The 21,595-nt window shown below is 72.1% G+C and carries 14 protein-coding genes, 1 tRNA gene and 1 rRNA gene; 5 read left to right on the top strand and 11 right to left on the bottom strand.

Annotated features, from left to right (window positions below; all coding sequences use genetic code 11):
* Nucleotides 1-30 precede the first annotated feature (30 nt).
* Complete coding sequence (gene rfbC, locus BLT59_RS26025) at nucleotides 31-582, bottom strand: dTDP-4-dehydrorhamnose 3,5-epimerase (RefSeq protein WP_091787777.1); 552 nt, start codon at nucleotides 580-582, stop codon at nucleotides 31-33.
* Nucleotides 583-757: 175 nt separating this feature from the next.
* Here rfbC and BLT59_RS26020 point away from each other — a divergent pair, with 175 nt between their 5' ends.
* Entirely contained in the window at nucleotides 758-1,669 is a 912-nt protein-coding gene (locus BLT59_RS26020; RefSeq protein WP_091787774.1) for a DUF6925 family protein, read from the top strand.
* Between the two features lie 8 nt (nucleotides 1,670-1,677).
* Here BLT59_RS26020 and BLT59_RS26015 read toward each other — a convergent pair whose 3' ends face one another.
* From BLT59_RS26015 to queE, 5 genes are all read right to left on the bottom strand, one after another.
* On the bottom strand, nucleotides 1,678-5,226 hold the full coding sequence (locus BLT59_RS26015) for a tubulin-like doman-containing protein (RefSeq protein WP_091787770.1): 3,549 nt from the start codon (nucleotides 5,224-5,226) through the stop codon (nucleotides 1,678-1,680).
* A gap of 1 nt (nucleotide 5,227) precedes the next feature.
* Nucleotides 5,228-5,524: a hypothetical protein gene (locus BLT59_RS31980; protein ID WP_244514149.1), complete on the bottom strand. Its 297-nt coding sequence runs from the start codon at nucleotides 5,522-5,524 to the stop codon at nucleotides 5,228-5,230.
* A 179-nt stretch (nucleotides 5,525-5,703) separates the two neighbouring features.
* A complete protein-coding gene (locus BLT59_RS26005; RefSeq protein WP_244514148.1) occupies nucleotides 5,704-7,239 on the bottom strand; it encodes a hypothetical protein in 1,536 nt (511 codons plus the stop codon).
* The gene (locus BLT59_RS26000) at nucleotides 7,236-8,627 is read right to left on the bottom strand and encodes a hypothetical protein (protein WP_244514147.1); all 1,392 of its coding nucleotides are present in this window, start codon (nucleotides 8,625-8,627) and stop codon (nucleotides 7,236-7,238) included. Before BLT59_RS26000 ends, BLT59_RS26005 begins: the two co-directional genes overlap by 4 nt.
* Before the next feature lie 102 nt (nucleotides 8,628-8,729).
* Nucleotides 8,730-9,362: a 7-carboxy-7-deazaguanine synthase gene (gene queE / locus BLT59_RS25995; protein WP_091787765.1), complete on the bottom strand. Its 633-nt coding sequence runs from the start codon at nucleotides 9,360-9,362 to the stop codon at nucleotides 8,730-8,732.
* A 268-nt stretch (nucleotides 9,363-9,630) separates the two neighbouring features.
* Between queE and BLT59_RS25990 the strand changes: the two genes are divergently transcribed.
* From BLT59_RS25990 to nth, 4 genes are all read left to right on the top strand, one after another.
* Nucleotides 9,631-11,148 (top strand): D-alanyl-D-alanine carboxypeptidase family protein, encoded by a 1,518-nt coding sequence (locus BLT59_RS25990; RefSeq protein ID WP_091787762.1) that lies wholly within the window; start codon nucleotides 9,631-9,633, stop codon nucleotides 11,146-11,148.
* A 66-nt stretch (nucleotides 11,149-11,214) separates the two neighbouring features.
* The gene (locus tag BLT59_RS25985; RefSeq protein WP_091787759.1) at nucleotides 11,215-12,306 is read left to right on the top strand and encodes a CobW family GTP-binding protein; all 1,092 of its coding nucleotides are present in this window, start codon (nucleotides 11,215-11,217) and stop codon (nucleotides 12,304-12,306) included.
* Between the two features lie 101 nt (nucleotides 12,307-12,407).
* A complete protein-coding gene (locus BLT59_RS25980) occupies nucleotides 12,408-13,271 on the top strand; it encodes a GNAT family N-acetyltransferase (RefSeq protein WP_091787757.1) in 864 nt (287 codons plus the stop codon).
* 63 nt (nucleotides 13,272-13,334) lie between these two features.
* Nucleotides 13,335-14,063 (top strand): endonuclease III domain-containing protein, encoded by a 729-nt coding sequence (nth, locus tag BLT59_RS25975; protein WP_091787754.1) that lies wholly within the window; start codon nucleotides 13,335-13,337, stop codon nucleotides 14,061-14,063.
* 6 nt (nucleotides 14,064-14,069) lie between these two features.
* On the opposite strand, the gene BLT59_RS25970 is transcribed toward nth, so the two are convergent.
* From BLT59_RS25970 to rrf, 5 genes are all read right to left on the bottom strand, one after another.
* Entirely contained in the window at nucleotides 14,070-14,387 is a 318-nt protein-coding gene (locus tag BLT59_RS25970) for an HPr family phosphocarrier protein (protein ID WP_091787751.1), read from the bottom strand.
* A gap of 130 nt (nucleotides 14,388-14,517) precedes the next feature.
* The gene (locus BLT59_RS25965) at nucleotides 14,518-18,873 is read right to left on the bottom strand and encodes a translocation/assembly module TamB domain-containing protein (RefSeq protein WP_091787748.1); all 4,356 of its coding nucleotides are present in this window, start codon (nucleotides 18,871-18,873) and stop codon (nucleotides 14,518-14,520) included.
* A complete protein-coding gene (locus tag BLT59_RS25960; RefSeq protein ID WP_175544135.1) occupies nucleotides 18,874-20,808 on the bottom strand; it encodes an autotransporter assembly complex protein TamA in 1,935 nt (644 codons plus the stop codon). It abuts the gene before it with no gap.
* A 461-nt stretch (nucleotides 20,809-21,269) separates the two neighbouring features.
* Nucleotides 21,270-21,346 (bottom strand) — tRNA-Met (locus BLT59_RS25955).
* Between the two features lie 110 nt (nucleotides 21,347-21,456).
* A 5S ribosomal RNA gene (gene rrf, locus BLT59_RS25950) occupies nucleotides 21,457-21,572 on the bottom strand.
* Nucleotides 21,573-21,595 lie beyond the last annotated feature (23 nt).

The raw sequence follows: 21,595 nt of genomic DNA, 5'->3' as shown, positions 1-21,595 counted from the left end.
CGTGACGAAATTGCGGCCGGGACGCGCGGATCAGAACACCGGACCGAGATCGGCCAGCCGCGGCGCGCGTCGGTCCTTGTCGGACAGGATCGCCGCCTCGCCCGAGACCGGCCACGGGATCCCGACCTCGGGATCGTTCCAGGCGAGCGCGCGGTCGTGCTCGGGGCTGTAATAATCGTCGACCTTGTAGGCGACCATGACGTCGGGGGTCAGGGTGCAGAAACCGTGGGCGAAGCCGTGCGGGATGTAGAGCTGCTCGCCCTTCTCGGCGTCCAGTGTCACGGCCACGTATCGGCCGAAGGTCGGCGAGCCGCTGCGGATGTCGACGGCAACGTCGAGAATCGCGCCCTGGAGCACGCGGATCAGCTTGGCCTGGGCGCGGGGGGCGATCTGGAAGTGCAGGCCGCGGATCGTGCCCTTCGGCGCCGAGAAGGACTGGTTGTCCTGCACGAACGGCGTGGTGATGCCGGCCCGCGCCAGGGTGTCGACCCGGAAGGTCTCGGAAAACCAGCCCCGCGCATCGCCGAAGCGCTTCAGGACGATGCGCTTCACGTCCGGGATCTCGGTCTCGATGACGTCCATGCCAGCGCCCTTCTTGCGGATCCCGTCGCGAGGTCCCGCGGACGTCTCCGCGTCGGTCGTTCCGGGTCGCGCGCCCGCCCTGCCGACCGCAACCTCGGTGATGCATCGCGACTTCCGGTCATTCGCCGCCCGTGTCAAGGCGTGCCGGCCGCGGTGGCGTGCATGCGAGGAGCCGATGACGGCCGGACCGGGAACCGCGGTGGACGCTCTGCTGCGCGCCCAACTGGCCGATCCGGCCTGCGCCTGGAGCCTGGGCAGCTACGGGGCCGGCGCGGTCTTCGCGCGCGATTCCGACGAGCCGGCCCGGCTGCTCGCGGATGAGCGGATCGGCCTCCTCACGGCCCGCGGCGGCCTCGCCTTCACGGTGCCGCCGGATCTCAGGCCAGTCGCCTACGAGACCGGCTTCACCGACGGCTGGAGCCAGTCGGTCGCGCTCTGCCTTCCCGAAGCGGCCTGCGCGATGGGCCGGCGCACCGTGCTGACCGAACTGGGGCCCGACGCGGCGGCGATCCGGCCGCAGGACCGCGTGGCGGCGCTGTTCGACCTCGGCCTCGGCCTGCGCGCTGTGGATGCCTGCCTGCGCGTCGCCGATCCCGAGCGGATCGGCAGGCTCCGGGCCCTGGCGGGCCGGCCGCTCCTGGCTTCCGGCGACACCGAAATCCTGCGCGCGTTCGCCTCGCGCCTGGACCGGATCTTCCTCACCCGTTTCGCGAGGATCGAGGTCTTCGCTGCGGAAACCGATCCGGCCGCCGCAGGGATCGGTCCGCAGAGCCATATCCTGCCGTCATGGCTGCGGCTCGGTCGGACCCATGCGGCCACCGCGCCGATCCCGCAGGGCTGGGTACCCTGCGGCGCGCTGCATCCGGCCCATCCCGCCCGGGACCAATCCGGCCGGCCGATCCCGTTCGATGCCGGACGCCATGATGCGTTCGGGCGCGTGCTCGACGTCTGGGGCGATCCCGCGCTGGTCGCCTTACGCCGCGCGATCCTGGCCGGGCAGGATCCTGATACGGTGCGCGCCGGCGGACGGTTCGCCCGCTTGGCGATCCGAGCGGCGCGCGCCCAGCGGAGGGCCATGGTCGGCTGACCGGGACGTCAGAAGTCGGGCGGCGCCGGCGTGAAGAGCGGCGCCAGGTCGGGATGGCCGCTCGCCTGCATCCACGCGCCCCCGAGCGGATGGATCGGCGTGTCCGCCCTCAGGCTGCCGGATCGGGCCATCCCGGCCAGAGCGGACAGCGGATACGGCCCCTGCACCGCGTCGCGGTAGAGGTAGAAGCGCATCGCCGTCGCCTCCGTCAGGGCCGACAGGGCCGGTGCTGCCGGGTCGACCAAGCGCAGCAGGGCGTCGGTCGCGAAGGCCGCTGTATCGACCGCCCGTTTGTCGACGGCCCGGAAGACCGGCGGGTCGGCCGTGTCGCGGTTGGCCTCCTCGGGCGGCAGGTCACCGAGGCTCCCGGGAACCGGCTTCGTCCAGTCCTCGATCCGAGCCAGCAATGCGTCGTGGAGCCGGTCGGCCTCTCCCGGCAGCGGGCCGGCTTCGATGGCCGCCTGACGCCAGCGGCTCGCCAGCGCCTGCGCCACGCCGTGGCCGACACCGCCCACCCGCGCCTCGGCGTCGAAATGCACGGTCTCGCGCCGCGGGGCGTAGGCGCGCTTGGCGGTCCAGGCAAACAGCGCGGCCAGCGCCAGTGTCTGGACCGGCGACAGCGCCGCCTCGGCCCGCGCGAGCTGCGCCGTGATCGCGCCGTGCTGAACCCGGTCGAACAGCTTGCGGCGCAGGGTTCGCTCGGAACCGACGCTGCGCCAATCGCCGGGCTCGAATTCGAAGCGCCACAGGCCGGTTTCGGGCGTGCGCCGCAGCAGCCCGAGGCACACCGCGCGGAGAAACAGCGCCAAGGTCTCGCGCAGGGCCTCCGTCTCCTCGGCCGTGGGCGCCACCGGGTCCGGAAAGCGGAGATAATCCTTGTGGTTGTGGAGCGGGATCGCGTCGAGGCGGTCGAGTTCCTGCGCATAGGCGCGGCGCCAGTCGCGCCGCAGGGGGCCGAGCACGTCGAGGGGGATACCCGACAGCTCGCAATAGCAGACGATCCGCCCGCGCTGACCGGATTCGATGAAGCCGATCTCGCCGGCTCCGAGGACCGCCGGAAGGCTTGCACGCAGGATCGCGCCGAATTCCGCCTGGAAGGCGCGCGCACCCTCCACAGCCAGGATCGTCTTGAACCGGTCGCCGCTCGGGCTGAAGGCGTCGAACCGCGCGTCGATCCACGGCATGCAGCGCAGCAGCATCAGCGCCAGCGTCTCGCGCTGCCGGGCGGAGGGCAATTCGCGCAGGGCGTCCAGCGCCGCGGGGATGCGAGTTCGATGCGGTGCGAGGCGCCGCCGCGCCATGGCGCGGACGGCGTCGAGCAGTTCCGCCCGGCTGTCCTCCTCCCGCAGCAGTGCGAAAACGGCCCGGGACCCGCCATAGGCCCGGAACGCCTCCCGGGCCCAGGCCAGACGCTCGGCCGGCGCCACCGCGATCTCCGGCAGGTCTCCGGAGGGTAGCACCAGGAACGTGCCGCCGGAGGGCCGCTCGATGGCGTTGCGGATCTCGGCGATGTCGAGCCGCAGCGCGCCCATGAGCCGGACCACGTCGTCGTGGCCCTGGTTCATGGCGCCGAGCAGGCCGTCATGGCGCGGAAGGCCGGTCTCGGGATCGCGCCCGACATGGGTTCCGAGGCGCGCCGCGACCCGGCGCAGCAGCTCCGCGGCCTCGCGGGCGGCCAGCGACCGGATGCGCAGCATGCAGGCGCCGCGCAGATCCGCGCGGGCCTGCTCCAGGTAGCGCTCGGCATCGCGCCGATGCGAGACGATCAGGCCCGGCCGGACCTGCTCGAGCCGGCTGAGCGAGGCGGAGAAATGCTCCGCCATCATCGCGTCGGCGAGACGGCCGTAGGTGTCGGCCGCCGTCTGGAGGCGGGCGAGCGCCCCGCCCTCGGCCTCGATCAGGTCCTTCACCCCCTCGATCAGGGCGCGGGTGTAGTCGAGGCCACCCCGCTCCTGATCGTCGAGGAGGCGATAGAGCGCGGCGGCCAGCGTGCCGTCCGGATCCGCGAGCCACGCGGCTTCGAGCCGCGCGCGCACTTCCAGCACCTCCGCGCCGCGTGGGCCGTAGACGGTGCCGGCTCCCGCGCGGCCGAGGATGTCGTCACGCAGGCGCTCGGCGGCCTGGCGCAGGTTCGGCGCCCAGTCGCGCGGGTTGGCGATCTCCTCGCGGACCGCGTCGACCGCCACGTCCGCGGCGAGCACGACCGATTCCTGGATCGACGAGCCGTCGGCCCGCTGGAGGAGCAGGCCGACGAGGTCGTATTCCGGGAGGCCCGGTGGCGCCGGACGGAGAACCTTCGGAAAGGCCTCGAAGGCCGAGAAGCGCAGGCCGAGCCGGTCGGCGGCGAACCGGTCGCGCGCCTCGACGGTCGGGACGTGGCGCTCGGCCTCGCCCCGGGCGACACCGAAGAAGGCCGCGACCATGCCGAGTCCAGCGCGGGCGGCGGCCTCCTCGAATTCCAGGCTCCCGCGGGTGGCGAGCACGGCTTGCCCGAGCGCCGAGTAGTTCAGGGAGAACAGCGCCGTCCGGGCCGCGCGGTCCGGGCCGGGCGGCGCCCATTTGCGCATCTTGTGCTGAGTCTGGTTCACGCCGGTCGAGCGCTTGCGGCCGGAGAATTCGGAATTGCCGAAATCCTCGAACAGCACATCGGCGATCATGTCGTAGAGGTCGCTCACTGCGGCGGTGCGCTGGCCGGCGAGGTTCTGGGTGTCGAACAGGTAGACATCGGTGAAGGGCCGCTCGACCCCGGGCGCCACCGGCTCGTGGTCGCCCCAGCTTTCGACATAGGGCGGCTCGGGTTTGCCGCGCATCGCGTATTCGAGCTCGGACAGGGTCGCCATGCCGTTGGCGAAGACCCGGTCCTTGTTGGCCCCGGCATAGCCCGAGGGCAGGACCAGGAAGAGATCGACGGCGTCCGGCCGCTTCGGCGTGTCGAGCGACGAGATTGCGTAGCCGGCATCGATCACGGCGCCCGAGCCGGTGCCGCCGGCCACCGAGGCCACGACCACGACGCGCAGGTCGGTGGCGGTATCGAGGCCGAGCGCGCGCAGCTGCGCCTCGTTCGACATGTTGGCGAGCACCGCGGCCGCCTTCGCGGTCAGCCGGCCCAGGAACGGGCGCACCGCGTCGAAGAACAGCAGGCGGGCGATCGCGCGGATCTGGCCGGCACCCTTGGATGCATCGATCCGCGACAGGTCGCGGTCCGGCAGCCACTCGTCGATATGCGGATAGCTGCGTCGCTCTGCCTGATAGCGCGCGAGATGAACCGCCTTCTGCAGGGTCTCCCCGTCCCGGAAGGCGACCTTGGTCGAGAGCGGGTCGGTGGCGGCGGCGCGCCCGGCCTCGCGGGCCTCCAGCGTATCGGTGTCGAAGTACAGGAAGGCGGCTGCCGGGAACTGGTCGATGGCGCTGATCCGGGTCCCATTCCAATCCGCCTGCAGGATGCGCCGGCGCAGGCGCAGCAACACCTCCATGCCGGTGCCACCCAGCGCGACGAACACGGTCGGACGGACCTTCAGAAGCGTCTCCGAGCCTGCGGGGCGCGCGTCGTCCGTCATGTCAGCGTCTCCGGTCCGGCGCGCGCAGGATCAGCGCCAGGGCGGCGGCGAACAGGATTGCGCAGAGGGCGAAGGCCACGGTGAGTCCGGCCCAGGCCTGCCAGAAACGGCCGACCGTGGCGCCGATCAGAACCGTGGCCGTGACCATCAGGGCCGCGAACAGGGTCCAACTCGCCCCGGCGGCGGCGTCGAGCGTCGCGCGTCGATTGACCAGGCTGACGCGGACGCCCTGGCGGACGAACAGGAAGATGACGGCCAGGACCATCAGTGCGACGCTGCCGAGGGTGATCTCTGTCATGGTCGGCGCGCGGTCGAGGCCGGCGAACGGGCTCGCTGCATCGACCGCGCGCCCGGTTTTGAGCGGCTGCTCCGCCTGTGGGCCGAGGACCTGCGGAGGCGGGATCCGGAAATCCGCTCCGCTAGGCGCCTGAATCGGGAGCGGCCCCCGTGGCCGCATTCCTCTGTCGAACGAACCGATCATGCGCCGGATTCGACCTCCACAAGGCGATGCGCCCGCGCCGGTCCCCAGAGGGTGGCGCGCACCCGCCAATGGCTGCCATCCGGGGCCCGCAGGATCGTGGTGCGAAAGGGCCGTAGGATCGCCCGCTTCGGGAAGGCGCCGAGCATCACCGTGCAGGTCCGAGGGCGCCCGGTCGCGGCTGCGCCGAGGAAGCCGATGCCGAGGAGCGCAAGCGCGCCGGTCGAGGCCGCGATGAGCGGCCAGGGCGAGAACCTAGCCTCGATCCGGACCGGAAGTGTGACCACGGCCTCCGACACGCTGCGATAATCACGGAACAGGCTGGGCAGGCGATCCTCTAACGTGCCGTTTTGCGCGACGACTTCTCCGGTCATCTGGTCGCCGATCAGGAGGCTGCTGCCGAAGATCAGCCGTACACGCTCCAAGAACGCAGGATCGAGGTCGAGGCGCAGCTCCGTGAGCTGCAGGGTCAGTGCGCCGTCGACCTCGCGCCGGCCGGAGAGCAGACCGCCGAGGCCCGCCGGCCGCGGGACCGGCGGTAGAGTCAGGGACACAGCGAGCGCCTCGCTCTCGCCCTGCGGTGGCAGGTTGGCGACCCGGTCTGGCAAGATGCCCGCCCGCGCGGAAGCCGCTTCCGGGCCGGACGCGCTCCAGCGCAGGATGAGCCGCGCGGCGACGATCCGTTGCGGATAGAGCCCATTGTCGAGGTGCCCGGTCAACCGCAGAACGGTCCCCGCCGCGGCGTCCGCCCCGCGGACGACCAGCACGCCGTTCTCCAGGCCGGCCTGAAGACCGCCGCTGTCCAGTTTGTCGAACCGCAGGGTGACGCCGCCGGCGAGAACCGGCTTTAGGTTGACCGGCGGATGTCTGAACAACGCCGCCAGACCTCCCGACGACAGGGCCGCGTCGAGGGCACGCTGGCCGCCCGCGCCGTATCCAATGCCGTAAACCACAAATCCGGACGCTTCGAAGTTGCGGCCCTTCAGGGGCATCCGCACCGGGTAGGCAGCGATCCGGGTGATCGCGGGAGAATCGCGAAGCGCCGCGTAGAAGGCCGCGGTGTTGCGCTCGACTGCGGGGCTGTTGCCCGGGGCGTTCTTGTTGTTCGTCACCATCCAGATGACGCCGTCCCGCCCGAGCAGCCCGCGCCGGATGCCGCCGAGTAGGGCGCCGTTGAAATCGGCATCGGCATAGGCCTGTCCGCCGGCCTTGCGCGGCAGGTCGATCGCCGCCACCGCGGATTGGATGGGCGCTGCCGCGTAGGGGCCCGCGTACAGGATGCGCGGTGACATCCGTCCCGGCACCTGACCCTCTTGATCGAAGGTCGCGATCGCGATCGTGCCGTCCGGCACGCGGATGGCCGCCGCCAGAGCCTCGATGAACGGCCGAAATTGCGAGCCCTCGGCGCTCAGGAACGGCTCCATCCAGCCGGAATCCTGAACGAGGATGAGCTGCCGGGGCGCTATGTCCGCCTTAGCCGGTGTGGCCCCGGTGATGAGCAGCGCGAGGATCGCGCGGGTCAGCAGCGGGCTCATGCCGTTCGCAGCCGTAGAGCGTGGCACCTGCGCCCGGACCGCGTCCAGAGATGCAGCGTGCCGTCGTGCAGAAGGGCGCCGGCATCGCGGAGGGCGGAAACCTCCAAGGTGATCGGAAGCCGGTGAAGGCCTGCCCCGTGGGCATGGTGCAGAACGTGTCCGGTCGCAGGCCCTGGAAGGGGCGCACCCTTCAGGAATGCGGCACGCGGACCGTCGATGGCGAGGGCGAGCAGCACGGTATCCCGCTGCAATGCCAGCAATGGGAGCAACAGAGCGCCCGCATGCGCTCCGAGCGTGAGCGTCTCGGCCGGTGCCTGCCAGGGCAGGTCGAAACGGTCGGCGCCCCAGTAGGCGGCCGATCCGGCGGCGAGTCGCGGCCCGTCAAGGCGGTTGAACGTCGGGTCCGAGGTCACGGCTGCGAGATGGTAGAGGCCGTCCAGCGTGCCGAGCTGGTGATGCTGGTCGGCCCGGTCGCGCCATGGTGCCTGGGCGGTGATCGGCACGAAGCCGCCCGGCCAAGCGACGAGGTTCCCGTCTGGGCCGCCCGCACGGCACGCGACGAACCCGTTGGATCCGGTCCAGAACATGTCGCCCAGACGGTTCATCCAGGGGCCGCAGAATGGCGTCCCGGACGAGGATCCGCCAAGGTCCCGCAGGTCGAGCGCATCCACGCCGACTGAGCCCTGGCACAGGACGAGGCGTCCGTCCCGTTCCGCCAGAGCGAGGAGTTCGGTCCCACGCCAGCCCGGCGCCGAGAGGAAGCGCAGGCGTGGCAGGCCGCCTTCGCCGAAGGCGAGGCGCGGGCCGAGTTGCGGAAGGGCCACCGAGACCAGCGCGTCGGCAGTGGTGTAGGAAATCCCCTCGGGAGTCGCCGTCAGCGTGGTTCCCGGTGCCGCGGCGGGCAGCCGTCCGAGGGACCGGAACGCCCGGCCATCCCAGATTTCCAAGGCGCCGAGGTTCTCCTGAAACAGGTAGAGCCCGGCAGGGCGCCCGGCCCGGACCAGCACCGGCACGCCGCTCGGCAGTGGAATCTCGAAGACGCTGTCACGGTCGATGTCGAGCGTGGCCGGCTCCTCGGCCGCAATCGGACTGCGCAGAGGCTCTCCGGTCGCCGGAGCGTGTGTGAAGATCGCCGGGTAGGGATGGGCACGGGCGTCCCGCCGGATGCCCAGCAGGGCGATCCGTGCATCGCCGGCGTCCATCCGGACGCCGTTGACGTCGATCCCCACCGGCATGCCCGCCCGGAAATGCCAGAGCTGGCGGCCGGACAGCTTCGTCAGGTTCGGGTCGGGATCGACCGGCCAGATGCCGTCGCATTCGTGCTCCGGCGCATTCCGTGACGGAGCAGAGATATTCCACGGCTGTGGGAAGGATCCATCGGCGCTCACCGGCCCTGTTCCGCGACTGAAGCACGGCCGTGATCGTTTCCGATTCTTCGCGCGATGGGAAGAGGACTTCTGAGAGGCGTCCCCCGTCTTGCGCTGATCTTCTCAGGGAATGCCGATGATCTTGTGGGTCTGCAACGATAGCCGCCAGCGGGCATCCCGGCGGCAATAGGCAATCGCCGCCTCGGTACTGGCGGCCCGATCCGGCCCGTCCATCGGCTGGAGGAAGCGGTGCTGGAAGGCGAGGCCGACGAAATCCGCGGGATCGGCATCCGCCTGCGGGTACACGAGTTTCAGCTCGTGGCCGGTGGTCTGGGCCAGGGCGTTGTTCCCCTTGGGGCTGACGCAGATCCAGTCGATCCCGGCGGGCGCGGGCAGCGTGCCGTTGGTCTCGATCGCGATCTCGAACCCGGCCGCGTGGACAGCCGCGATCAGGGATGTGTCGAGCTGGAGCAGCGGCTCGCCGCCAGTGAAGACGACGTAGCGGTTCTCGGCGCCCCCCGCCCAGGTGGCGGCGATCGCGGCGGCGAGCGAGGCCGCATCGGCGAAACGTCCGCCGCCCTCCCCGTCCATCCCGACGAAGTCGGTGTCGCAGAACCGACACGCCGCCGCGGCGCGGTCGGCCTCACGTCCCGACCAGAGGTTGCATCCGGCGAAGCGACAGAACACGGCCGCACGCCCGGCCTGTGCGCCCTCCCCCTGAAGCGTGTGGAAAATCTCCTTGACCGCGTAAGCCACAATCGTCCCAGTCAGATGCGCGCGCGATCCGCCCCCCGCGCTCGGCCTGCACATAGGCCTTGCGGCGGCCGTGGGCCACTGACAACCGCGCCGTGCAGACCCGCTGTGCGATCTCGCCTTGCTCTTGCCATGGTGGACTCGTTCATGCCGAGATGCAGTCCGGCGACCGCCTTCGGCCGTCCGGGTTGCGCCGCTCTCCGGCTGGCTGGCCGGAAAACCGACGCCCCGTTGCGTCGACCCAGGCGATCCTCTGACGAGTCGGGCTCGAATGTCCTCTTCTCTCTACCGACGCCTCACCGTCGGGCTTGCGGCGCTGACGGGTCTGCTCGGTGCAGGCTTGGTCGGGATCGGCGCAGCGAACGCCGTGACGGTGCCGATCCTCGTGGCCGACGTGGATTCCGGCAAGGTCATCTACGCGCAGGCGCCGACCGACCCCTGGTACCCGGCCTCGATCACCAAGCTGATGACCACCTACGTCGCCCTGGATCTCGTGCGGCAGGGCAGGGTCTCGCTCGACTCGATGATCACCATCTCGGCCGCCGCCGCCGCCGAGCCGCCCTCGAAGATGGGCTTCAAGCCGGGGACGCAGCTCACCCTCGACAACGCCCTGAAGATCATCATGGTCAAGTCGGCGAACGACGTCGCCTACGCGATCGGCGAGTCCCTCGGCGGTTCCATCGACAATTTCGCCGCGCTGATGAATGAGACCGCGCAGCGGATCGGCATGCGTGACAGCCGCTGGTACAATCCCAACGGTCTGCCGGACCCGCGACAGTGGACCTCCGCCCGCGACATGGCGGTTCTCGCCCGGGCTCTGATCCGCGACTTTCCGGATTCCCATGACCTGTTCTCGATCTCGGCGATCCAGTTCGGTCGCGCCGTGATGGCGAACCACAACGGCCTGCTCGGCCGCTATCCCGGCACGGACGGGATGAAGACGGGCTTCATCTGCTCGGGCGGGTTCAATGTGGTGGCGACCGCCACGCGCAATGGCCGGCGGATCGTCACCATCGTGATGGGACAGCCGACCCCGCGCGAGCGTGACGTGAAGACCGCCGACCTGTTCGATTACGCCTTCAGCCAGAGCGCCGGCTGGACGAGTCCGACTCTCGATGCGTTGCCGCCGTCGGCGAGCCCCGCGCCCCCGGACATGCGCCCCTTCGTGTGCGGCGGCAAGAAGCCCCCGGCCATCGAGGACGGTGCCGGCGCGCTGAGCGCCCCCGGTTCGGCGGCGCAGCTGATCGGCGGCTCGGCGGCGAACTCGCCCGCCCTGGCGCTGGCCGCCTTCTCCAACCCGGCTCTGCGGGCGCGGTCCCTGCCGCCGCGGGCGCCGCTCCAGCCGGTCGCCGTCTGGATCGGCCGCAATCCGGCCGAGGGCCAGCAGATCCTCGAGGCCCAGGAGGCCGAGCAGAAGGCCGCAGCCGCCAACACCCGTGCCGCCAAGCTCGAGGCTGCCAAGGCCAAGCGCATGGCGATCCTGGAGGCGGCCAAGCAGGCGCGTGCAGCGCGGATGGAGCGGGCCGAGGCCGCGAAGGCCGCGGCCAAATCGGCTCCGAAGGTCGCCGCGAAGCCGGGTCATGGCGTGCCGCGGAACGCCAGCGCCTACACCGCCGATGAAACGACCGGGATGCCCGAGGCCAAGCCCGGCAAGGGGCTGACGAAGCCCGCACCCAAGGCAGCCGCCCACAAGCCGGTGCCGGCCAAGGCCGAGAGCAAGTCCGACAAGGCCGCCGCCAAGGCTCCGGCTAAGAAGTCGGCTGCCAAGAAAGCGGCTGCCGACGAGTAGGGTTGGCGGGGTTCCCGGCGCACGGCCGCGTTGCCGCGGACGCCGACGCACCCCACTTCGCCGCCTATGTCAGAGACCCTCGCACCCGCTCCGGATCCACGACGCCCGGAGCCGATCCCGCTGACCGTGCTCACCGGCTTCCTGGGGGCCGGGAAGACCACCCTTCTGAATCGGCTGCTGCGCGATCCGGCGCTCGCCGACACGGTGGTGATCGTCAACGAATTCGGGGAGATCGGCCTCGATCACCTGCTCATCGAGACCGTCGATGAGGACATGATCCTGCTCGGCGCCGGCTGCCTGTGCTGCACGGTGCGGGGCGACCTGATCGCGACCCTCGAGGATCTGCTGCGCAAGCGCGACAACGGCCGGATTCGGCCGTTCCGGCGCGTCGTCATCGAGACGACGGGCCTCGCCGATCCGGCGCCCATCCTGCACGCGCTGATCTACCATCCCTATCTCGTGCTGCGGTACCGCCTTCAGGCCGTCGTCACGGTGGTGGATGCGCTCACCGGTACCGAGACGCTCGACGCCCATCCGGAAGCCCTGCGGCAAGTCGCGGTCGCCGATCGGATCGTGCTGACCAAGGCCGATCTCGCGGGCGACCTGTCGGGGATCCAAGGGCGCTTGGCGGCGCTCAATCCGGCTGCTCCGATCGTTGCGCCGGACGCGCCGGCGGAGCTGCTGCTCGGCGGCCTGTTCGGCCTCGACGGCAAGGCGGCCGACGTGCGTGCCTGGCTCGGCGACGCGGCGCTGGAGCAGGATCACCACCATGGCGACGTGAACCGCCACGACGCGTCGATCCAGGCGATCTGCCTGACCAGCGCGGCGCCCGTACCGCGCGCGGCCTTCGAGATGTTCATGGATCTCCTGCGCTCCGGCCACGGGCCGAAGCTGCTGCGGCTCAAGGGGATCGTCGCCCTCGCGGACGATCCCGAGCGTCCCCTCGTCGTCCACGGTGTCCAGCACGTGTTCCACGCGCCGATCACCCTGCCGGCCTGGCCCGATCCCGACCACACCTCGCGGCTCGTTCTGATCCTGCGCGACCTCGACCCGGCCTTCGTGCGCCAGCTCTGGGACGCCTTTCTGGGCCGCCCGCGGATCGACGCGCCCGATGCCGCCGCACTTACCGACAACCCGCTTGCCATCCCGGGTCCCTGACGTCCGGCGGCACCGTCCTTGAAGCCATCGACCCGAACGGCGCCGCGGAGGCGCCGGACCGTCCCGGATCGGGACGGATCGTCGAGAGGCAGGACACGCGGATGGTGCGACGCTTCACCGTGATACAGGGCGGCCGGTCCGAGTGGCCGGACCGCGCGGCGGCACCGGATTCGGAGGCCGCCCCGCACTCCGAGACGTGGCGGGTCGATCTCCATCGGCCCGGCACCGTGGATGCAGGGGCCGTGAGCGCGTGGCGGGCCCTGCTGGTGCGCAACGCCGTCGACGACCCGCTGCGGGACCCCGACCATCTGCTGCCGCTGGCCCAGCACCGCCCGGGCGGCCGCCCGGTCGCCGTCGCCCTCGCCTGGAGCCAGGATAGGGGCACGGGCCGCGATACGCTGCGTGGCGTCGTCCCGCTGGCGATGCCGTGCTCGATTTTGGGCGGCCGTACACGGCGCTGGCAGCCTGGTGGAACCGAGGCCGCTGGGCTGGTGGAGCGGGCGGCCGCTGAGGCCGTCGACCGAGCGCTGCGGGCGCGGCTCGGAGCGCTCCGCCGCCCGATCCGCCTGGTCGGTGAAGCCGCACCCGTGTCAGAGGCGAAGCTGCGCCGTCCGCCCCTGACGGCGCGCCGCTCGGCACCGCCGCGGTCGGTTCCGGCCGGGAACCTGATCGGCATCCGCCCTGAGGGGTGGGAGGCCGCGGAGTCCGAGATCCTCGCCGTGACCGATCCGGCCGCCGTCCGTGACGCGGTCGAGACCTTCCTCGCCCTTGACGCCCGGACGAGCGCGCGGCCGATCATCGCCGATCCGGCGGAGGCCTCGCTGGTCCGGGTGGTCACCCGCCTGTTCGCCCGCCGCGGTGCGTTGCGCGTCGAGGTCCTGCGCAGGGCCGGCGCGGTCGTGGCCGGTACGCTCCATCTGTGCGCCGGCTCCGCCTCGGTGGCTTGGCGGCGCGCCCAGGCCTGAGCGGTCAATCCGCCGCGCGCGCGGAGCCTGTCGAGGGCGGGCGCCGGACCCTAGCTGGCGCCGATGACCCGCGACATCGCCCACGGCGTTCGATCCGCTCCGAGCCGCACGGCGGTCGCGGGGACGGCGTCCGGACCGCACGCGAGCGGTGACGCCGACACGGTGGCCGCGGTGCTCGGGCGTCTCGCGGAGAGGGACCCGGACCCGAAGGCCGGGTTCGACCGCATCGATCCGTTCCGCATGCTCGTGACCGTGCTGCTCTCGGCTCAATCCACCGGCCCGACCGTCTCCCGCATCGCCGACGCGCTGTTCGCCGAGATCCAGGATCCCGCCGGTATGGTCGCGCTCGGGGAGGCCCGGATCACGGAGATCATCCGGCCGGTCGGGCTCGGACCCTCGAAGGCGCGCAACATCGTCAAGCTGTCGGCGGCCCTGCTCGCGGAGTACGGCGGCGCCGTCCCGCGCACGGCCTCGGAGATGCGCCGCCTCCCGGGGATCGGCCGCAAGAGCGCCGAGGTGACGGCGAACTTCGCCTTCCACGAACCGGTGATCGCTGTCGACACCCACGTGTTCCGGGTCTCGAACCGGATCCCGCTGGCGCCGGGACCCACAGTCGACGCGGTGGCGGACGGCCTCGCCCGCCTCGCCCCCGACAGTCTCAAAGACAACGCCCATGTCTGGCTGTTCCGGCATGGGCGCGATACCTGCACGGCTCGGAAACCCGCCTGCCCGCGATGCCCCGTCTCAGACCTGTGCAAGTGGCCGGGCAAGTCGGACCCCGCGGCGGCCTGAGCCGCGCTACTCGTCCTCGCCGAAGCGGTTGGCCAGCAGGGCCTTGATCGCGTCGAGGCAGCTCTCCGCGTCCGGGCCGACGGCGATGACTGCGATGGACGTGCCCATGGCGGCGCCGAGCGTCAGCAGGCCCATGATCGAGCGCCCGCCGACCGTCTCGCCGGCTCGGGTGACCGTCACGGCGGCGTCGAAGCGCTCCACGGTCTGCACGAATTTCGCGGATGCGCGGGCATGGAGGCCCCGCTTGTTGATGATCGGGAGCCTGCGGAGAAGGCCGCCCTCCGGAACCGGCGGATCGTCATCGGTCTCGAAAAGCTCGTCCATCGCCCGTGGTGTTTCCCGCCCGATCGGCGGCCCTGGCGGCCGCCCGTGCCGAACCTAAACCATTGACCGGGCATGTCGATCCCGCAGCATTGCAGGTGTGGTCGAACGAGCGGATGTGTGACGTCGCCGGCTACCACTCGTACTCGGCGCCGACGCCGAGGCTGGTGCGGCCGTCGCTCCCGGCCTCGCCCTTCAGCTTGATCCGGCGGGTGACGTCGAAGTCGACCCCGACGGCGGTGTCGGCGGGCTTCGCGCCGGCCTTCACGCCGACGCTGACCCGATCCGAGATGTAGCGCGAGGCGCCGATCGCCGGCCCGCCGCTCGCGCCGGTGGAGACGTCGAGACTGTCGAGGCCGAGGCTCTTGCGCGCCTGCTCGAACATGTCCGGCCCGGCGGCGCCCCCGGAGAGCTGGGCGACCGCCTGGGCGAGCTGCAGCGCCTGGAACGGCGACAGGCCGGCCGACGCCTTCTTGAACAGGATCCGCGACAGGATCTCGTCCTGCGGCAGGACCGGGTCCGAGGTCAGGGAGAATTGCGGCGCGTCCGCGAAGCCCGAGACGGCGATGCGGGCGGTCACGTCGGTGGCCTTGGTCTCGGCGACGAAGTCGAGCTCCGGCGTGGTCAGGCTGCCGGCGAAGGTCAGCCGGCCGCGGCTGAAATCCAGGCGCTGGCCGACGAGCTCGAACTGGCCGCGGCGCAGCGAGAAGGCACCGTTGGCGTTGGGCGACGCGGAGGTGCCGGTGACGCGCAGCGCGCCGCCGAGTTCGGCGTCGATGCCGCGCCCGCGCACGAAGATGCGGCTCGGCGCGTCGATCGTCACGTCGAGGGTGGCGTCGAAGGGGACGGCCGGCTTCCCGCCCCGCCGCCCGGGACGAGTCGCGGCCTTCTGCTCCGCCCGCTGCGCCAGGCGCGCTCTCACGGCCGGCGGCGTGTTGACGTGCCGGACCCCCGGCAGCGGTCGGATCGTGGCCGGCAGCCGGTCCGGAACCGCGACGTCGATCGACACCACGTTCACCCGGCCGGCGATCCGCGGCGTCCGCGCCAGCGGCCCCGCCAGCGTGACGTCGAGGCTCGACACGGCCGTCATCAGCGGGCTCGACACGAGCTCGGCCCTGTCGGCGATGACGTGGAAGTTGCCCGGGAAGTCGGGCGCGAGGGAGACGCGGCCGGTGACGGAGACCTGGCCGCCGTTGCGGGCGGTCGCGGTCAGTCGCTCGACCACGACGCTGTCGCCGCGGCCGGTGACCCGACCTTCGATCCCGGTGAAGCGGAGCCCGTTCAGCGGATCGGTGAAGCTCCCGCCGCTCAGCACCGCCGCGCCTTGGGCCCGCGGCGCCGCCAGGGTGCCGGTGACGCCGCCGTCGATGGCGACCTTGCCGGTGACGCTCTGGCCGCCGACGCTCAGCAGGGAATTGGCGAGGGCGGCGTCGAGTGTGCCGCGGGCGCGCAGGTCCAGCGGCCCCCCGACCTCCACGGGCAGCGACCCGGAGACCGTCAGGGCAACGCCGCGCCCGGCCGTCACCCGGCCGTCCAGGCTCGCCTGCCCGTCCGACAGCGTGCCCTTGGCGGTGGCATCGATCGCCGGCAAGCCGGCCTGCCGCGTCTGCGGAGCGACCAGCTTGGCGACGCTGACCGCGTAGCGCCCCTCCGGACGGGTCGCGGGGCCGCGGAGGTCCGCCTCGCCGTCCAGGGTCCCCGAGAGGGTGAGGCTCGGCGCGGCGATCCGGGCGAGCGACAGCGGCAGCGACCGGATCGCCACCTTGAGGTCGAGATCCTGCCCCGCGCGGCCCGCGACCGTGATGCGTCCCGACCCCGCCGCGATCGACAGGCCGTCGATCACGGCGCCGCCGTCCCGGAGCGTGATCGCCGCCGGCCCGGTGAGAGCGAAGCGGTCGTTGCCGCGGGCCGCCGACAGGCGCTGGATCTCGATCCGCGTGTCCGCGGCCGGGACGACCCGCGCGGCACCGTCGAGGGTGAACCCGCGCGCCCGGGCGGTGAGGCTGACGTCGCTGAACGCGGGGGTGCCGTTCGCGACGAGCCGGATCGTGTCGACCTGCTGACCGGCGGCCACGAGCCGATCGGCCTCGACGCGCCCGTCGAGGACCGGGTGGGCGCGCAGGTCGCGGCCCGCGAGGTCCGCGTCGAGCCGTGCGAGCGCGGTCTCGCCGTAGCGGAGCGCGGCCCCGCTGGCGCGGAGGGTCACGTCCTGGCGCCCGCCGTCGCGGGCGAGGGTCAGCGCGGCGTCGAGGCGGCCCGAGACCGGTTCCGGGACCAGGGGCGCGATGTCCGTGAGGTCGCCGGCCCGCACGGTGAGCGCGCCGGCCGACAGCCACGTGTCGGCCGCGACCGTCGCTTGGCCGGCGACCGAGACCGAGCCGAGATCGAGGCCGAGCCGGTCGAGGACCCAGTCCCCGCCGACGCGCGCGAGGTGCGCGCCGCCGGTCAGCGGCTTTCCGCCGACGTCGCCGCCGAGCCGGACCGTGCCGTCCGGCGCGAGGAGCGCGTCCCGCAGGACCGCCTCGACGCGCAGGTCCCGGATCGGCTTGCCGGCCGCCGTGGCGGCGGGCGCCGTCAGGGTCGCGCTCACGTCCGGACGCTCCAGGGATCCGGTCAGGCGCGCGTCGATTCCGGCCTTGCCGGTGAGGCGCCCGTCGAGGTCGGCGAGGCTCTTGAGGTCGATCCGTCCGGTGACGTCCGCGCGGGCCGCCGTCGCCTCGCCCTGCAGGGTCGCGGTGACGCCGGAGCCGTCCAGGCGCAGATGGTCGAAACCGTACCCGTCGAAGGTCTGGGAGACGCGCCCCTGAAGGGTCGGCGCGCGGCCGAGGGTGCGGTCGGCCGCCCGGATCCCGGTGACGAGGCCGCTCGTCGTCACGGCAAGGTCGGCGGCGACGGCCTTGCGCGCCGGGTCGCCGCTGAGCCGGGCCTTGGCGTCGAGGCTGCCCGCGAGGCCCTGACCGGCGAGGCCCGAGAAGACGGAGAGGTCCGGCAGCGCCGCGTCGACGGTGCCCGCCAGCGTGTTCTGGCCGACCAGGCCGGCATAGGTTGCCCGCGCCGTGTCGGAGTCGAGCCTGAGCGCCGCGATGTCGACCACGCCGTCTGCGCCGGCCGAGGCCCGGAGCGTCACCGTGGCCCGGCTGCCGATGGCCCGGCGCAGGGCCGGGTCGGAGAGCTTCAGCCCGTCGACCCGGCCGTCCGCCGTGATGGCGAAGCGCTGCGCCGACGGCTCGCCCTGCGGGTCGATGCCGAGGCTCGCCTCGATCCGGTCCAGGCTGGAATCGCGGCTGCGCAGGGCGGCCGCGTCGAGGCGGCCCCGGACGGTGGGCGCCGCCAGCGGTCCCTTGAGGCTGCCGTCGAAGACGAGCTTGCCGATCTCGGCCTCGCCGGCCCGGGTGACATCGCCCTCCGTCGGCAGGGCGCGCGCCTGCAGCGTCAGCTCGGCGACCCGGTCGCGGGTGAGGCTGCCGCCGGCCGCCAGGCGCGCCGTGCGGGAGGTCAGCTCCAGCCGGTCGATCCGGAAGGCGCCGCTATCCGCGAAGGCCAGGCCGCCGTCGAGCTTGGTGGTGCCGGCGAAGATCGCCGCCGCCGGGCCCGGCATCAGCCCCTCGATCCGCGCCGCGAGGTCGAGGGCGAGCCGGCGCTCGGCCCCGATCCGGGAGATCTTCGCCCCGCCCTTGGCGCCGATCTCGGGGCCGGCCGTGAAGTCGAGCTTGGCCGCCCAGGCGTCCAGCGTGCCCGTCCCGTCGAGTTCGAAATCGATCGGCGGCGTGCCGGGCAGGTTGGCAGCCTTCGAGAGCAGGCCGCCCGCCGGCTCGACCAGGTTCGCCTTCAACTCCAGCCGCTCGCCGTTCGGCACGAACAGCAGCGACAGTAGGAAACGGCCCGGCGCGTCGAGGCGCTGCGCCCGGGCCTGCAGGTCGAGCCCCTCGCTGGCGGCGCCGAGCTTCGCCCGCCCCTCGGCCGACAGCCGCGCCGGCTGCCCGGCCACCGCTTCGCCCAGCGTCAGCTCGGCCAGCTTGAAGCCCTTGATCTCGACCTTGACCGGCAGGTCCGGGAGGAGTCGCCCGTCGGGCTTGGCTTCGGGCGGGGGCGGACCGGGGATCGGCCGGCGCAGCACGTCGAGATGCCCGATCTCGAGGCTGTCGACCTCCAGCCGTCCCGACAGGAGGGCGAGCCGCCGCCAGATGATGCGGGCCCGGTCGAGCTTCAGCCAGACGCCGTCGCGGTCGCTGATCGCCACGTCCCGGATGGTCGCGTCGGAGGACAGCGCGCCGTCGACGGCACCGATCGCCACCCGCGAGGAGGGCGTCGACAGGGCGCGGGACAGGAGGCCGCCCAGCACGGACTTGTCGCCCTCGTCAGCGCGCGTCGCCGCGAGAGTGCAGGGCAGCAGCAGGGCGAGGCAGACCAGGACGAGCGCCAGCTTCCACCGGCCGTGGCGGGCGGGCTTGTGCGCGGCGCGCTGCGTCAGGGCGGTTCGGAACATCATTCAGAACGCCTGCCCCAGGCTGAGATACAGGACGGCGGGACGCACGTGTCCGCCCTTGTAGGGGTCGAGCGGGAAGGCGACGTCCGCGCGGATCGGGCCGATGCCGGTGTAGTAGCGCAGGCCGATGCCCACGGATTTGCGGATCTTCTCGTCGAAATCCGGCACCGCCGAGGCGAAAGCGGTGCCCGCGTCGAAGAACGGCACCACGCCGATCGTGTCGGTGACCTTGATGCGCGCCTCGATCGAGGCCTCCAGCAGGCTGCGGCCGCCGATCGGCAGGTTGAAGGGGCCGATCGGCCCCAGGGTCCGGTACGGGTAGCCCCGCACCGAGCCGCCGCCGCCCGCGAAGAACCTGAAATTGTCGGGGATCTCCCCCAGCGGCGCGCCCGAGACCGAGCCGAAGCCGATGCGGCCGGCCAGGATCATGCGGGCCTCGTCGTCGAGGGCGTAGTAGGTGGAGCCCTGCGCCTTGGCCACGACGATGCCGGGCGACGAGATCGCGCCGGGATAGACCGCCAGCGACGCGATCGCCCGGACGCCCCGCGTCGGGTCGAGGAGGCTGTCGGTGGAATCGTACGTGACCGACGCCGGTACGCCGATCAGCCGGTAATTGACCGTGCCGAGGGCGTCCTTCGACCGACCTGCCTGCGCGTCGAGCCCGATCTGCGCCGAGAACGTGTCCGAGAACCGGTGGCGGATCGCCCCCGAGACGCCACCGCCATCCACGAGGTAGCTCTGCTGCACCTCTCGGGTGATGAAGGCGTTGGCGAGAAAGTCGTTGCGCGTCCCCCACAGGGCCGGCTGGACGTAGGTCGCCGAGAGGCGTCCGCCGAGGCCGTTCGTGCCGATCCCCGCGAGCTTGCGCTGGTTGGCAAACGGGTCGTTGCCGAGACCCAGATAGTAGATGTCGGCGTCCACCCGGAAGGATTCGCCGCCACCGAACAGGTTGCGGTTGGCGTAGTAGGCCCGCACGCCCGGCCCATCGACGGTGGAGTAGCGCGCCGAGACGCCCACGAGGTTGCGCTCGCGCTCGGTGACCTCGACGAACAGCGGGAGGTTCCCGTCGCCGTCGAGGGTCGTCCCCTCGCGAACCCGCACGCCGCCGATCCCCTCGATCCGCGCCACCGACCGGCGGATCGCGGCCACCGCCTGAGGCGAATACGGGTCGCCCGGCTCGGCGTAGATGAAGGACCGGATGGTCGCCGGGTCGATGCCCGGCGCACCGCTGACGGCGACGGGGCCTATTCCGGCCACCGGGCCCGGCGCCACCGTGAAGGTCACATCCATCACGTGGGCGGAATCGTCCACCACGGGATCGCGCGCGACCACCTTGGCGAAGGGATGGCCCTGGGCGCGGAAGTGGTCGACGATCTGCGCTTCCCGCGCCAGCACCGTGGCGGAGCGGGCGGGCACATCCTCGTCGATGCGGGTGACCCGCGCAGGCAGCTCGGACTCCGGGAACGGGTTGCCCGCCGGATCGCGCACGGTGATCCGGCGCAGATGGTAGAGGGGCCCGAGATCGACCGCGATCCGCACCGGGACGAGGCCGCGGTTGCGCCACGCCTCGGCAGCGCCGACTGCGGCCGTCGCTTGGCCCGGCACGGGCGCGCCGTCGATCCGGATCGTCACCGTTCCCTGATAGTAGCCGTAGCCCGACAGGACGTCGGCAAGCTTGGCGAGGTCGGTCCCGGCCCGGCGCAGCAGCCCCTCGCCGTCGGGCGGGGGATCCTGCCTCAGGCGATAGAGGGTCGAGGTGTCCTGCAGGGCCCGCAGCACGTCGGAATCGTCCGTGCCGGTGATCCGCAGCGTGTACGGCAGCGCGGTCGCGCTCGGCGGCGGCGGTTCCGGCTCGCTGCCGAACAGGCCGAACAGGTCGAAGGCGCGCGCGGGTTGAGGCCCGGCGGCAACCAGCAGGGCGATGGCCAGGGCGGCCAGCCTCTGCGGCGATGCGCGACGCGTCACCGGGTGGGCCGGACGATGAAAGGGAGCGGAGACGCGCAAACCGCGCTCTTCAGCTCCGATCGAGGTCGGCCGTGCCGCCCGCCTGTGAGATCATTGCCGCTCCCCCCTTACGCCGTATCACGGCGTACCCCACCGCATCTTAAGGCCAGGTGCCTGCGAGGCCAACACCGCCAAGGTCGCGGCCCGGACACCGTGCCCAGGAACCCGGATCGAGTGATTTCGGTGAGCTTGGCCGACGGTGTGTTCTGAGACGGCGTGACCGACTGGGCACAGGCGTCGGCGACCATCGGCCGACGCTCGACCCCCCTCCCCTGCCGGAGCGGCGGCGACTGTCGCAGCACGCTTCGGCGCGGGGACCGCGTCGATTCGACAGGGTGCGACAAACGCAAAACCCGCCGCGCTTGTGAGCGCGGCGGGTTTTTTGGGTCGGGATTTGGTTGCGGGGACAGGATTTGAACCTGTGACCTTCAGGTTATGAGCCTGACGAGCTACCGGGCTGCTCCACCCCGCGCCAAGTGTGTGCGGCTGGTCCGGGGCGCCGGCTCCGTGTGAGCGTGGGCGGTGTATCCGGGGCCGGATCGGTGTTTTGTGTCGAGGGGATGCGTGTCTTGCGATGGGCGGGTCTGGCAGCGACCGACTCTCCCGTGTCTTGAGACACAGTACCATAGGCGCTGGCGTGTTTAACGGCCGAGTTCGAGATGGGATCGGGTTCTGGGCACGCCGCTCAGGCCACCAGACCGGCGCATCGCAAGTGGTTTCG

This window comes from Methylobacterium sp. UNC378MF, assembly GCF_900103195.1.
Lineage (GTDB): Bacteria > Pseudomonadota > Alphaproteobacteria > Rhizobiales > Beijerinckiaceae > Methylobacterium.
Note: the sequence above shows the minus strand (reverse complement) of the source record. Positions and strands in the feature narration are given on the sequence as shown.

Excerpts from the sequence above, each read along its gene's own strand:
- rfbC (WP_091787777.1), bottom strand. The coding sequence starts at position 582 with ATGGACGTCATCGAGACCGAGATCCCGGACGTGAAGCGCATCGTCCTG.
- BLT59_RS26020 (WP_091787774.1), top strand. The coding sequence starts at position 758 with ATGACGGCCGGACCGGGAACCGCGGTGGACGCTCTGCTGCGCGCCCAA.
- BLT59_RS26015 (WP_091787770.1), bottom strand. The coding sequence starts at position 5,226 with ATGACGGACGACGCGCGCCCCGCAGGCTCGGAGACGCTTCTGAAGGTC.
- BLT59_RS31980 (WP_244514149.1), bottom strand. The coding sequence starts at position 5,524 with ATGACAGAGATCACCCTCGGCAGCGTCGCACTGATGGTCCTGGCCGTC.
- BLT59_RS26005 (WP_244514148.1), bottom strand. The coding sequence starts at position 7,239 with ATGAGCCCGCTGCTGACCCGCGCGATCCTCGCGCTGCTCATCACCGGG.
- BLT59_RS25990 (WP_091787762.1), top strand. The coding sequence starts at position 9,631 with ATGTCCTCTTCTCTCTACCGACGCCTCACCGTCGGGCTTGCGGCGCTG.
- BLT59_RS25985 (WP_091787759.1), top strand. The coding sequence starts at position 11,215 with ATGTCAGAGACCCTCGCACCCGCTCCGGATCCACGACGCCCGGAGCCG.
- BLT59_RS25980 (WP_091787757.1), top strand. The coding sequence starts at position 12,408 with ATGGTGCGACGCTTCACCGTGATACAGGGCGGCCGGTCCGAGTGGCCG.
- nth (WP_091787754.1), top strand. The coding sequence starts at position 13,335 with ATGACCCGCGACATCGCCCACGGCGTTCGATCCGCTCCGAGCCGCACG.
- BLT59_RS25970 (WP_091787751.1), bottom strand. The coding sequence starts at position 14,387 with ATGGACGAGCTTTTCGAGACCGATGACGATCCGCCGGTTCCGGAGGGC.
- BLT59_RS25965 (WP_091787748.1), bottom strand. The coding sequence starts at position 18,873 with ATGATGTTCCGAACCGCCCTGACGCAGCGCGCCGCGCACAAGCCCGCC.